This is a genomic window from Rhizobium leguminosarum, from assembly GCF_019798305.1.
GTDB classification, from domain to species: Bacteria; Pseudomonadota; Alphaproteobacteria; order Rhizobiales; family Rhizobiaceae; genus Rhizobium; species Rhizobium leguminosarum_U.
Genome location: NZ_JAAXDD010000014.1, coordinates 58,141 through 70,716 on the forward strand (window position 1 = coordinate 58,141; position 12,576 = coordinate 70,716).

At 56.6% G+C, this 12,576-nt stretch carries 9 protein-coding genes and 4 pseudogenes; 11 read left to right on the forward strand and 2 right to left on the reverse strand.

The features are described from left to right. Nucleotides 1–458: 458 nt before the first annotated feature. Nucleotides 459–1,206: pseudogene (gene tnpC, locus HFO99_RS23800) on the reverse strand (IS66 family transposase); the annotation flags it as partial. Nucleotides 1,207–1,220: 14 nt separating this feature from the next. Next, nucleotides 1,221–1,586 (reverse strand): annotated as a pseudogene (tnpA, locus tag HFO99_RS33975) (IS66-like element accessory protein TnpA); the annotation flags it as partial. Between the two features lie 496 nt (nucleotides 1,587–2,082). Between tnpA (HFO99_RS33975) and HFO99_RS23810 the strand changes: the two are divergent. From HFO99_RS23810 to HFO99_RS23860, 11 genes and pseudogenes are all read left to right on the forward strand, one after another. After that, nucleotides 2,083–3,558 (forward strand): efflux transporter outer membrane subunit, encoded by a 1,476-nt coding sequence (locus HFO99_RS23810; RefSeq protein ID WP_222363976.1) that lies wholly within the window; start codon nucleotides 2,083–2,085, stop codon nucleotides 3,556–3,558. Between the two features lie 1,273 nt (nucleotides 3,559–4,831). Beyond that, nucleotides 4,832–5,327, forward strand: a pseudogene (locus HFO99_RS23815) (GntR family transcriptional regulator); the annotation flags it as partial. A 118-nt stretch (nucleotides 5,328–5,445) separates the two neighbouring features. Further along, the gene (locus HFO99_RS33580; protein WP_260687602.1) at nucleotides 5,446–5,718 is read left to right on the forward strand and encodes a transposase; all 273 of its coding nucleotides are present in this window, start codon (nucleotides 5,446–5,448) and stop codon (nucleotides 5,716–5,718) included. Then, complete coding sequence (gene tnpB, locus HFO99_RS33980; protein ID WP_409994944.1) at nucleotides 5,640–5,903, forward strand: IS66 family insertion sequence element accessory protein TnpB; 264 nt, start codon at nucleotides 5,640–5,642, stop codon at nucleotides 5,901–5,903. Before HFO99_RS33580 ends, tnpB (HFO99_RS33980) begins: the two co-directional genes overlap by 79 nt. A 73-nt stretch (nucleotides 5,904–5,976) precedes the next feature. Further along, nucleotides 5,977–7,558: pseudogene (tnpC, locus tag HFO99_RS23830) on the forward strand (IS66 family transposase). A gap of 15 nt (nucleotides 7,559–7,573) precedes the next feature. Next, nucleotides 7,574–7,963, forward strand: a complete 390-nt coding sequence (gene tnpA / locus HFO99_RS23835) for an IS66-like element accessory protein TnpA (RefSeq protein ID WP_315860496.1) — start codon at nucleotides 7,574–7,576, stop codon at nucleotides 7,961–7,963. Further along, nucleotides 7,960–8,340 (forward strand): IS66 family insertion sequence element accessory protein TnpB, encoded by a 381-nt coding sequence (gene tnpB, locus HFO99_RS23840; RefSeq protein WP_222363977.1) that lies wholly within the window; start codon nucleotides 7,960–7,962, stop codon nucleotides 8,338–8,340. Before tnpA (HFO99_RS23835) ends, tnpB (HFO99_RS23840) begins: the two co-directional genes overlap by 4 nt. A 426-nt stretch (nucleotides 8,341–8,766) precedes the next feature. Continuing rightward, the gene (locus tag HFO99_RS23845) at nucleotides 8,767–9,441 is read left to right on the forward strand and encodes a type IV secretion system lytic transglycosylase VirB1 (protein WP_222363984.1); all 675 of its coding nucleotides are present in this window, start codon (nucleotides 8,767–8,769) and stop codon (nucleotides 9,439–9,441) included. A gap of 70 nt (nucleotides 9,442–9,511) precedes the next feature. After that, nucleotides 9,512–9,874 carry a pilin major subunit VirB2 gene (gene virB2 / locus HFO99_RS23850; RefSeq protein WP_138333840.1) on the forward strand — a complete coding sequence of 121 codons (363 nt, stop codon included), beginning with the start codon at nucleotides 9,512–9,514 and terminating at the stop codon, nucleotides 9,872–9,874. Continuing rightward, a complete protein-coding gene (locus tag HFO99_RS23855) occupies nucleotides 9,874–10,200 on the forward strand; it encodes a type IV secretion system protein VirB3 (protein WP_163881713.1) in 327 nt (108 codons plus the stop codon). Before virB2 ends, HFO99_RS23855 begins: the two co-directional genes overlap by 1 nt. Beyond that, entirely contained in the window at nucleotides 10,200–12,569 is a 2,370-nt protein-coding gene (locus HFO99_RS23860) for a VirB4 family type IV secretion/conjugal transfer ATPase (RefSeq protein WP_222363986.1), read from the forward strand. Before HFO99_RS23855 ends, HFO99_RS23860 begins: the two co-directional genes overlap by 1 nt. The last annotated feature ends 7 nt before the right edge of the window (nucleotides 12,570–12,576 follow it).

Consider the following 12,576-nt stretch of genomic DNA (forward strand, 5'->3'; position numbering starts at 1 on the left):
GACCGCCGCACCGGCGCGCGAGGAAATCGGAAACTTCCCGCGCGCCGAGTCGCGGATGGCAGGCCATTGAGCCGCCTTCCTCGCCGCGCCTTTTGTGTCTAGAAGCCGTAGAGGGAAAGTGACTCAGCTAGGAAACAACGTTTTCCGACGAGCCGAATACCCGCAGCGGGGAGCACTGCGGCGAAGGTCTTGGAAGATTTTGGCATCACACGGCCGCCGGATTGATCCAGAAACGATCGCTGAGGCGATGGGAATCGACGTCCTATATGTCGATTTTGAACCGGAAGTCTCTGGTGAGATCTCTGGGGTATACGATTTTCAAAGCCAAACCATTTACATCAACAAAGAAATCCCGTCGAACGTAAGTGCGATTTTCCATGCACATTGACGGCTGCTTTATCGCTAGATTGCCCCTGCATGGAGAGCGGCATCCGTCTCGACTAGGGTAAGCGCTGTTTTCAGGCCACGGCTTTGAGTTCGTGCTTTGCGGCATAGGCCCAAGGCAGCAGGTCGTCGATCTGGCTATTTGGATGCCCGTTGACGATCTTGGTGAGGGACGTCTGAGAGATAGGCCAGTGGCTCGACATCGTTGAGCTTGGCAGTCTCAATAAGCGAGGCGATGGTCGCCCCGTGTTCGGCCCCGGCGTCGGACCCGGCAAATAGCGCATTCTTGCGATTGAGGGCAATCGGCCTGATGGATCGTTCGACGGTGTTGGAGTCGATCTCGATCCGGCCATCGTCGATGAAGCGGGTCAAGCCGTCCCAGCGTGACATGGCATAACGGATGGCTTCGGCGAGCTTTGTCTTTTGGCTGATGTAGCCGAGTTGTTCGCGCAGCCAGGCAGCGAGGCTGTCGGTGATCGAACGACTTTTTTCCTGACGGGCGACATGACGCTCCTCGTGGGTCCCGCCACGTATCTCGTCTTCGATCTTGTAAAGTTCGGCGATGCGTTCGAGTGCCTCGCTGGCGATGGGCGCGGGACCGGCGGCAGCCAGCTCGTAGAAGCGGCGACGGACATGGGACCAGCAGAAGGCCAGCGACACGGTGTTCTTTGCCGCGAGCGGGCGATATCCACTGTAGCCGTCTACTTGCAGGATACCGGCGAAGCCATCGAGATGGACCATAGGCCGTTCACCTTTGCGGTCCGGCGCATAGACATAGGCGACGCCTGGTGGGTCATTGCCCTGCCATGGCCTGTCATCACGATGATCGTTGCGGCATCGGTGCCAGAGGCGATGCGCAGTGTGGCTCCATCAATTTGCAATTCGATAGCCGCCTCCGGAGACGTTTTTCTTGGCAACCGTACCTGCCGCGCCTTCTTCGGCTCTGGCTCCCCGGGCGACATGACGACCGCTGGCGCAAACATCGGATCTTCCCCGGGCACAGAAACAACCTCAGCTGGCTTTCGGGCGAGCCGTCGCCATGTGAACAATTGCTGCGGCGTCAACCCATGCCGCCGCGCCACAGAGCACACCGTCACGCCAGGCTCGCAACTTTCCGCAATGATCTGCGCCTTCTGATCGTCGCTCCATTCGCCGACGACGGCCATTGCCAGTGAACACCTCAAACCGGCGTACCGGTTCATCCTTGGATTTAAGCGTAAGCTCTGAAAATCGATATATGTCCAAGCCCTCTTTCGAGGTTGAACATCAACGATCAGACGGCGATCCGGAAGGTGGGATCAGGACAACGCTTACTTGGAGAATCCGTCACGGCGGGTTGCAATCGCAAGACAGCGCGCCTCAAATCGACATCATGTTACCGGTTGGGCAATCTAACGTGTCCGTCGAAATATGCCTGCTGGACTCGTCAATGGTGTCATAAGCCAGCGTCTCCCCCAAAGCGCCGAAATTCAGCTTCCTGCCGGAGTCTGGCCGGCTTTCTGACGACTTATTGCAAATGTAGTCAAATGGGGGAGGACAACGGTTGTAGATTTGTTGCTTTGGCTACACGCGATTTCGTAGTCTCACGCTCGAATTCTTCGCCTCGATCGACTGCGTCGGCAATTGTGCGCTTGCATCATTCTTCGGGCAGGCGAAACGGGTTTGACTTGAATTGTGCTGTAATCGAGGTTGATTGAAATGCATTCGCTCCCTCTAGCCGCTGCGGTGTTGCCGCTGCTTTTGTCATCTTGCGTGCTCGGGCCCGACTATGCATCGCCGGAAACGCCTTTACCGGCGAAGTTTTCCGAGGGTGGAAAACAGAGCGTCGGCGATGTTGCGGTGTCGGCATGGTGGAATTCTTTTTCAGATCGTACGCTCAACCAGTACGTTGCCACCGGCCTGGATGAGAATCTCAGTGTTCAGCAGGCGCTCGAAAGGATTAATGCCGCCGCCGCGGACGTCACCATCACTGGCGCCGGGGGCATTCCCAACCTTGATTTTGGAGCATCACACACGATCTGCAAAGCGCGAGATGTCACGAGCACCCAGAATATCTCCGGGGGACAACTATCGTTGACCTGGCTGCTGGACGTATTCGGCCAGTACCGGCGCAGCACCGAAAGCGCACTTGCTTCTCTTGATTCTGCGCATGCGGCTGTCGACGTCGCAAAGCTGGCTCTAATCAAAGATCTTGTTTCGTCCTACATCGACGCCCGGTACTACCAGCAGCGCGTCTCCATTTCTCGAGCGAACCTGAAGTCGCGCCAGGAGACCTACGATCTCACGAATTTTCAACTCGAAGCGGGAGCAGCTTCCCGGTTGGATGTCTCGCAGGCCGAAGCGCTTGTCCAGTCGACGATTGCCGAATTACCAAGTCTGGAACTGAATTTCCGCGTGTCGGCTCATCACATTGCTACCCTCATCGCCTTGCCGTCGGTAATGGTGGTCAAGCAACTGCAGAAAAACGAAGGGCAGCCGGTCTATCGCGGAAAGATCAATGCCGGCATTCCCGCCGATCTTATCCGCAATCGATCCGATATTCGCCAAGCTGAGCGGAATCTCGCCGCGGCGACTGCAAAGATCGGCGTGGCGGAAGCACGGCTTTATCCCGCGATAACGCTCTCCGGCTCGATCACACCTTCCTATATCAATCAGCGTGGCCGTCGCGGCGATATCTCGAAATGGTCCTTCGGACCGAGCCTTGACCTCCCAATTCTGGACGGCGGCCGTTTGCGGGCAAACGTGGAGACTTCTAAATCGGCCGCGGCAGCAGCCTACATAAGCTGGAAATCAACCGTGTTGACAGCTGTGCAGGAAGTCCAGGACGCTTTGACAGCCGTCCGACGCGACGTTCGCACAGTAAACTCACGTCACAGGCAAGTGGAAACGACCGAAGAAACACTGAAGCTTTCGGTGGACTCGTACAAGGATGGCGCCTCGTCTCTGCTCGATGTTCTCGACGCGCAAAGGCAGGTGTCCAGCGCTCAGGCAAGCCTCGCTACGGCGATTCAAAAACTGGCCAAGGATCACGTGCAGTTGAATGTCGCGATCGGCGGTGGATTTGCGACTCCCATAGTCGCGTCGCCCTGGGTGGAGGCTCCACGGGTGTCGCAGCAAATGCAAACGTCCGGTCGCATTCGCAATAGTCGAGCGTTGCATTGCGGGATGTTTTAACCTGATGGCTATGAGACCACCCGTGTCGCGAGGCTAAAGTATCAATGTTCCGGGAGCGAGCGCCGTGTGACTGGCTCGATAAAAATGCCATTCTTTTGCGGTGGGTCGCTCGCCCAGCAAAACTAGTCGGATCTACCACACGGGGAGCCAGGATGCCAGATTTCCGACCTGCCGAGAACGCTCTCTGCGCCGACCGAATATAATGGTGTTCCGAGTAAACTGACTTCGGCGTAGCCGGTGTTCATCCCAGGCGTTCTCTTGTCAGCGATCTGTGTTTGACTTTCGATACAAGCGCGAAGGAAGTGTCTCCGTCGGGACTTAGATTCTTCCGATAAATACAATTACTTGTGATCGGCCCGGTGTTGCCGAACTACTCAATCCCACCAACATGTCGGGCGTGTCAGATAGAGGGGAACTTTTCGTGCTGCTTTGAGGGAGTCATAGCCGTACATGACCACTCCGCGCTTTGGCCATCACCAACGGGAGATTGTCAGCTCGAACATTCGCGGACTCAACGCGCGCTCGCTATACTATATCGCCTGGGGATTTGTATTCGGTAACTAGAGTATTAAAGTCCGACCGGGCAATTGGCCGAATATATCAAAAAATATATTATTGTTGAATATTGATCTATGATGGAGCCCCGTCTAGACCTGCTCAACACGCGGCAGGGGGACTACCCTGGTCAGCGACCGGAGGCTTAGATGAACCGACGTGACAAAATGCATCCAAACAAAGTCAGGTGTGATAGCCCGGAAATGGGGCTCGCATTGCTCGATGGCGAACGTGTGGTTGCTCCACGGCGTGCTATACGCTGCCCGGCCGCGCGGAACGAGCATCTGAATGCGCTTCGCGACGTCGCAGATAGCGGAAGATACATCAAATCCGCCTATGCCTATAATCGGCTGATTGGTAGGAATAACCGATCGGCAAAATTATTCGTTGACGGTGAGGCCGACACACGTCCACCGAAGAGCATGGTTCGCTTAAAGCTGGCCGCTTGCGAAATACGACAGGCGGTAGACATTGGACCAGCGCGCTACCCGACCCAGCCGTGTGCCTATGCCATTGAAATTAGCGCTATAATGCAATAGCTGCCAATTACGGCCGCGGCTGTTACAGGTGGTTGATGCCGAATCTGGTTCGGGCGCGAAACGCGGTGCCGGCATTGGAAGGGCCGACTAATTCGATCTTAATTCGAAGCGACCGTCCAGTCTCAATGCAAGAAACTCCTGTAGGTCCTTGAAGGATATCGACAGAGGAAAACTATCAAATGCGGTGTTGCAAGAACGCGCCCCAAGGTCGTGGGGATGACCCAAATTTTTCTACTGAACCAGAACCTGCAAAGGCCGATATTGCCTACGATGCTATCCGACGAATTCTCTACAGTAACGGTCGTGTGCCGGGGCAACATCTCAGGGAATAGGATCTAGCGTCTAAGCTCGATTTTGGTCGAACGCCAGTTCGCGAAGCACTTCAGCGGCTTGCAGCTGATCCAATACATCCCTCAAAGAGGCTTTTTCACGAGGCCGATGTCGGAAAGAGCCCTGTTAGATTTTTATGTTGTCGGACGTGAGACCCTGATCTCGGCATTAAATCGAATGCGGCCGCAGGTCCCAGAGACCTGGACCGTGGCGGATAAATTGTCCTCTGACGAACTTGCCTTAAGGGCAGAAGCGATATTCACTAAAATCGCCCAAGAAGCATTGAATTGCGAGGCTTGCAAAATCGTCCACCGATTCTGTTTTTGCACTCACCCTTTACGAATGTAAGCGGCAAGCTGACCCCATCTGGCGTTGGTAGCGTTGGCGCCTGTATTGCGGACAGACGATTCACAAACTGTGAGCTTCTATGTCTGCGCCTAGCTCTGGAACTAGAAACTTCCATATGATCGAGGCCGTTGCGGAACGGCTTGAGGGCGCGCCGCGGCAATTTCGACGGCGCTGGTCCGATGAATTCAAGGAGCGGGCTGTGGCTGAGGCGATGGAGCCTGGTGCAAGCGTGTCAGCGATTGCGCATCGCATCGGCATACATCCGTCCCAACTATTTGGCTGGCGCCGCGACGCTCGCGCCGGACAACGATCGCTTTCGCAGGATCCGGCTGTTCGGACGGCTCGCTTTATGTCTTCCGGGCGAAGCGCGCAGACCGGGTCAAGATAGTCTGGTGGGATGGGTCAGGGGTCTGCCTCTATTCCAAGCGGCTAGAGAAGGCGCAGTTCTGCTGGCCGCGGATCGGCCACAACCGGGTGCAGCTCAATCATGCTCAGCTTATGGCGCTCGTTGACGGCATGGACTGGAAACGGGTCCGCTCTGTGGCGGTGAAGCCGCCGGAGATTGTTGGGTAAATGCCTGCGGCGAAGTGAATCAACCGCCTGAAAGGGCAGGAAAACCGGAGCAAAATATGCTCTGGTAGGCCTCATGACGCCGCCCGATCTACAGCTCCCAGATGATGTAGAGACCCTGAAAGCCATGGTCCTTGCCATGGCCGAGAAGGTAGCGCGCACCGATGCTCTCGAGAGCGAGGTCGCAGATTTGAAGGCCAGAAACGCCGATGCCGATGAACGCATCGAGCGACTGACCCAGATCCTGAAAGCCTTCGATCGGGCCCGCTTCGGCCGGCGATCGGAAAAGCTAGGCTCTCCAAGCATCGATGATGAGCAGCAGGCTTTTGTCTTCGAGGAGATCGAGACCGGCATCGCTGCAATCCGAGCCCAGGTGAACAAGGGTGCCGCCCATCCCGATGGCAAACGTCAGCCGCGGCCGCGTAAGGGCTTTGCACCTCATCTGGAACGGATCGAAGTGGTGATCGAGCCAGATGAACTGCCGAACACGCTGGCAAGCAGAAGGTGCTGATCGGAGAAGACGTCTCGGAGCGATTGGACGTCGTGCCGGCGAAGTTCCGCGTCATCGTTACTCGGCGGCCGAAATATGCCTTCAAAAACGAAGACGGCGTCATTCAGGCATCCGCACCCGCGCACATCATCGAGGGTGGCATTCCAACGGAAGCACTTCTGGCCCAGATCGCGGTCTCCAAGTATGCCGATGGCCTTCCGCTCTATCGGCAGGAGGCAATTTATGCCCGCGACAAGGTCGAGCTCGATCGTAAGCTGATGGCCCAATGGATGGGCAAACTCGGCTTCGAACTCGACATCCTGGCTGATTATATCCTTGCCGAGATTAAAAAGGCGGAGCGTATCTTCGCTGACGAGACGACGTTGCCAACGCTCGCGCCAGGATCCGGATCAGCAAAGACGGCTTGGTTATGGGCCTATGCCAGGGATGACAGACCCTTTGGCGGCAGTGGCCCGCCGATGGTCGCCTATCGCTTCGAAGATAGCCGTGCTGGCGATCGTGTCGCCCGCATCTGAATGGCTATCACGGCATCCTCCAGGTCGACGGATATGGTGCCTACAACAAGCTCGCTCGATCTGACGGAGGCAATGACGGCGTGATACTGGCCAGCTGCTGGTCCCACAGCAGGCGCAAGTTCTACGAGCTCCACGCCTCGGAAAGCTCGACGATTGCGACCGAGACGGTGGAGCTGATGGCAAAGCTCTGGCAGGTCGAAGAAACAGCCCGCGGGCAAAGCCCTGATGCTCGTGTCGCGGCGCGTCAGCAGACATCTGCTGCCGTCGTTACTGAGCTCTTCGACCTTTGGCAGAAGACCCTGCCGCGGATCTCCGGCAAGTCGAAGCTCGCAGAAGCGATCCGCTATGCCACCTCGCGTCGCTCCATCTTCGAACGCTTCTTGACCGACGGCCGTATCGAGCTCGACTCCAACATCGTCGAGCGCGCGATCAGGCCCCAGACAATTACGAGAAAGAACAGTCTATTTGCCGGCAGTGACGGTGGTGGCAGGACCTGGGCGACCATCGCCACGCTCCTTCAGACAGCGAAGATGAACAACGTTGATCCGCAGGCCTGGCTTACCCAGACCCTTGAGCGCATAGCCAACGGTTGGCCCAGCAGCGAAATCGATGCACTCATGCCATGGAGCTAAAAGCATCAGATTGAAGTGATCACGTCTGTCGAGCGCCGACGGCGCTGGTCTCAGGAAGATAAAGAGCGGCTCGTTGCAGCCTGTCTCGAGCCAGGTGCGGTGCTTTCCGAGATTGCGCGATCGGCCGGTATCCATGTCAGTCAGCTCTTCCGTTGGCGCAAGGAGCTTTGCCAAATCGAGGAGCCTAGGACGGAAACAGCGAGCACGTTGGTGCCGGTGGTCGCGTCCGAGGCCGCGCTTCCAGCCTCACCTATTCCCTCGGGGCCACCCGCCCCATCGCAGTCTCGGCGGAAGCGCAGCGATGTGACGATTGAACTCGGTCGGGACCGTCGTATCCGCGTAGACAGCGACATCGACACAGACGCGTTGGGCCGCATTCTCGATGTCGTGCTGGGGCGGAGATGATCCCGGTTCCGAGTGGTGTGAAGGTCTGGCTGGCGACCGGTCACACGGACATGCGCAAAGGCTTCCCCGGTCTGTCGCTGATGGTGCAGGAGACGCTGAAGCGCGATTCGATGTGCGGACATCTGTTCGTGTTCCGGGAGCGCGGTGGAGGTCTGATCAAGGTGATCTGGCATGACCGGCAAGGAGCCTGTCTGTTCACGAAGAAGCAGAAGAAGCTGGAGCGCGGCCGCTTCATCTGGCCGTCAGCCGCTGACGGAACGGTGGTGATCACACCGGCGCATCTCGGTTATCTGCTCAAAGGCATAGACTGGCGGATGCCGCAAAAGACCTGGCGGCCAACATCGGCAGATGAGCAAAAGCACTGGGGGCGGACTTGAGTATGATTCCATCCTGCCATGAGCGACGCGACTGATGAGCTTCCGGACGACCTTGCCAGTGCGCTTGCACTGCTGGCCGAGCGACTTTTCAGTGCGATCACAAAAGCATGACTTCCGAGGCGTTAATCTTGAGCCAGATGGAAGCTGGGATGATTCCACGAGCGGCTCCTCGCCTCAGATGCCGGGCAATTCCGGCGCGCTGGTCTCGTTTTGTTGTCTCCTGTTCCCGGCATCTAGCCGAAGTCAGGAAATTGCACCTATCCTGGCTGTCCAGATTTCCCGAGCCCGCTCTGAGCATGCCACTTTCCTTCATATGAAATCAAAATGCAGAATTGGGACATCGTTTTGTAACAGGCTATGGCCAATAAGCGCGAGTGGCAATTAACTCCGACTCTTTCGGCAACCGCGACCCTGAGGCGATACTAAATGTTTCCTGCAGCTTGGCCCTTGGCGATGGCCGTTTTGACCTCGACGTGCCTTTCTAGCGAGGCCGCCCCACTATCCTTCCGTGAATTTGATCGCCTTGCTCGCGATTGCGCACCATCGGTTGATCCGACGACCTTAGCGGCAATTGCCAAGGTCGAAAGCGGCTTTGATCCGCTTGCGGCACATGACAATACTACGGGTGAGAGCCTTCACTGGGATGATCAAACGCAAGCACGCTACGGTGTCAAAGACCGCCTCGACGCGCAGCATTCCATCGACATAGGGCTTATGCAGATCAACAGTAAAAACTTTCCCGTCCTCAATCTCACGATTGAAAACGCCCTGCAGCCCTGCAAGTCACTTGCCGCTGCGGCGTACTTGCTTGTAAGCCGCTATGCGGGCGGCGACACTGCCGCGGCACGGCAACTTGCGCTCCGAAAGGCCATCTCCGCCTACAACACGGGCGATCTGCAGCGCGGGTTCGCAAACGGTTATGTTCGGAAGGTTGAGGCCGCCGCTCGAGAGATCGTGCCACAGCTGATCGAACTACCGCAACAGGCTGATGAAAAGCAGATATCGGAAGACATATGGGACGTCTGGGGCTCGTACGAGCAAGAGCGTTCGGAAGACGATTCATCGCGTCTCCAAACACATCAAAAGGTCGCACGACCTTGAATTGAAACAACAACAATGACCAATGGCCAATGGCCAATGGCCAATGGCCAATCGAATGGAGATAACAATAATGGCGTTACCTAATACAAATCGTGTTCGTTTTAGCTCCTTTTCTCTGCTGAGCGCAACGTTGCGTGCTGCAGTTCCCTATGCGCCAGCTGCCGGCGGAGCGGCGGCCTGGAGTATTGTCTGCTCCGCGCCTGCGATGGCGCAAGTCACGGGCGGGACAGATCCCGCGACGATGGTAAATAATATCTGCACGTTCATCCTTGGTCCGTTCGGACAGTCACTGGCTGTCCTGGGCATCGTCGCCATCGGCATATCGTGGATGTTTGGTCGTGCTTCACTCGGTCTCGTTGCCGGTGTCATCGGTGGCATCGTCATCATGTTCGGGGCCAGCTTCCTTGGCAAAACACTCATTGGGGCCGGCTGATGAGCGACCGACTGGAAGAGAGTATTCTCTACGTGGCGGCGACACGCCCTGCATTGTTCCTAGGCGTGCCGCTCAACTTGGCCGGATTGCTCATGATGTTAGCGGGCCTGATCATCGTCATCGTTCAGAATCCTCTTTACGAAATTATCCTCGTGCCACTGTGGCTCGGATCAAAAGTTGTTGTTGAGCGCGACTATAACGCCGCGAGCGTGGCGCTACTCTATTTGCAGACCGCAGGCAGAAGCGTCGATGGGCCGATCTGGGGCGGGGCAAGCGTCAGTCCCAACCCGATCAAAGTGCCGAGGCGAGGAAGAGGAATGGCTTAATGTTCGGCACAAGTGGCAGGACCGAGAGGTCTGGTGAGATATATCTGCCATATGTTGGCCACCTCAGCGACAAGGCTGTCCTTCTCGAAGACGGCGCAATCATGGCCATGGCACATGTGAGAGGCTTGCCCTTCGAACTGGAAGACGTTGCAATCCGAAATGCACGCTGCCGAGCGTTTAATACGCTCTTACGCAACATTGCCGATGATAACGTATCGATATGCGCCCATCTCGTGCGACATAATGATGTGCCGTCACCCCCGGCGCGGCAGTTCCGAAGCACGTTTTCTGGTAGTCTGAGTGAAGCTTATGAGCAGCGTGTGCTGCTCGGAAATCTTTTTCGGAACGATCACTTCCTTACCTTGATCGTGTACCCTCGCAGTACCGTCGGCAAATTCAGAGGCCGTTTTTTCAAGCGCTACGATGGCAAGGAGGTCGATCTGGCAAGCCAGGCGCGGAACCTGGAAGATCTCTGGCACATCACTGCTGGCGCCCTCGACGCTTACGGTCTCCGCCGACTTGGGATTCGCGAGAAAGATGGCGTGATTTTCTCAGAAATCGCGGAGGCACTCCGGCTGATAATGACCTGCCGTTTGACTCCAGTTCCGATGGTTAGCGGCTCACTGGGCGCTTCGATTTATACTGATCGTGTGATCTGCGGCAAACGCGCAGTGGAGATTCGTGCCCCCGGAGATAGCTACGTCGGCTCCATGTTTTCATTTCGAGAATATCCAGCGAAAACCACTACAGGTATGCTCCATCCGCTACTGTCCACGAATTTCCCGCTTGTTTTAAGCCAGAGTTTCTCCTTCCTCACGCGTGCACAGGCTCATGCCAAACTTAGCCTTAAGTCCAGTCAAATGACGAGCTCTGGTGACAAGGCCGTCAGCCAGATCACAGAACTCGCCGAAGCAGAGGACGCACTGGCAAGCAACGAATTCGTAATGGGCTCGCACCATTTAAGCCTCTGCGTCTATGCCGATGATCTCAATAGCCTTGCCGACCGCGCTGCAAGCGCCCGCACTCGGTTGGCGGAATCGGGCGCCGTCATTGTCCAGGAAGGTATTGGTATGGAGGCGGCTTACTGGGCGCAACTTCCGGGGAATACCAAGTGGCGCACGCGACCCGGGGCAATTACCTCCCGCAATTTCGCCGGCCTGGTCTCATTTGAGAATTTCCCCAGCGGCACGAATTCTGGCCATTGGGGCAATGCAGTTGCACGCTTCCGCACCAACGGCGGCACCCCTTTCGATTACGTCCCTCATGAGAATGATGTTGGCATGACGGCGATATTCGGACCCGTCGGAAAAGGCAAAACAACGCTAATGACCTTTATCCTTGCGATGCTCGAGCAGAGCATGGTTGAACGTAATGGTGCGATAGTTTTCTTTGACAAAGACCGCGGTGGTGAACTGCTGGTACGTGCCACCGGAGGGACATATCTGGCACTACGCAGAGGCGCTCCCAGCGGTTTGGCGCCTCTGCGGGGCCTCGAAAATACGTCGGCCTCGCGCGATTTTCTGCGCGAGTGGATGGTCGCACTCATCGAGAACGACGGACGTGGAGCAATTTCGTCGGAAGAGGTTCGCCGCTTGGACCGGGGCATCACCCGACAACTTTCGTTTGAGCCAGCTATGCGCTCAATCGCAGGTCTACGCGAATTCCTGTTGCACGGCCCCTCAGAGGGCGCAGGTGCACGGTTGGAGCGGTGGTGCCGAGGAAGCGCGCTCGGTTGGGCCTTTGATGGCGAGATAGATGAAGTAAAGCTCGACGCTTCCATTACAGGCTTCGACATGACGCAGCTGTTGGAGTACGAGGAGGTCTGCGCGCCGGCAGCTGCCTATCTACTGCATCGCGTGGGCTCTGTCGTGGACGGACGTCGCTTTGTCATGAGCTGCGACGAGTTCCGGTTTTATTTATTAAACCCCCAATTCGCTGCCGTCATCGACAAGTTCTTGCTGACCGTTCGCAAGAATAACGGCTTGTTGATACTCGCAACACAGCAACCCGAGCACGTTCTGGAATCGCCCGTCGGAGCCAGTCTTGTTGCACAATGCATGACAAAAATCTTCTATCCATCACCGACGGCGGACCGATCAGCCTATATCGACGGCTTGAAGTGTACCGAAGGAGAATTTCAGGCTATCCGCGAGCACATGGCAATCGGCAGCCGCAAATTTTTGCTTAAGCGCGAGAGCGGGAGCGTTGTCTGCGAATTCGACCTGGCTGAGATGCGCGAATATGTCGCCGTACTGTCCGGGCGGGCCAATACGGTGCGCTTTGCCGATCAACTCCGCGATAAATACGGAGAGGCCCCCGGTGCGTGGATCGACAAATTCATGGCACGTTATCACGAAGTGCAGGATTGACGGAGGA

Excerpts from the sequence above, each read along its gene's own strand:
- HFO99_RS23855 (WP_163881713.1), top strand. The coding sequence starts at position 9,874 with ATGAGCGACCGACTGGAAGAGAGTATTCTCTACGTGGCGGCGACACGC.
- HFO99_RS23845 (WP_222363984.1), top strand. The coding sequence starts at position 8,767 with ATGTTTCCTGCAGCTTGGCCCTTGGCGATGGCCGTTTTGACCTCGACG.
- tnpB (WP_222363977.1), top strand. The coding sequence starts at position 7,960 with ATGATCCCGGTTCCGAGTGGTGTGAAGGTCTGGCTGGCGACCGGTCAC.
- HFO99_RS33580 (WP_260687602.1), top strand. The coding sequence starts at position 5,446 with ATGATCGAGGCCGTTGCGGAACGGCTTGAGGGCGCGCCGCGGCAATTT.
- HFO99_RS23860 (WP_222363986.1), top strand. The coding sequence starts at position 10,200 with ATGTTCGGCACAAGTGGCAGGACCGAGAGGTCTGGTGAGATATATCTG.
- virB2 (WP_138333840.1), top strand. The coding sequence starts at position 9,512 with ATGGCGTTACCTAATACAAATCGTGTTCGTTTTAGCTCCTTTTCTCTG.
- HFO99_RS23810 (WP_222363976.1), top strand. The coding sequence starts at position 2,083 with ATGCATTCGCTCCCTCTAGCCGCTGCGGTGTTGCCGCTGCTTTTGTCA.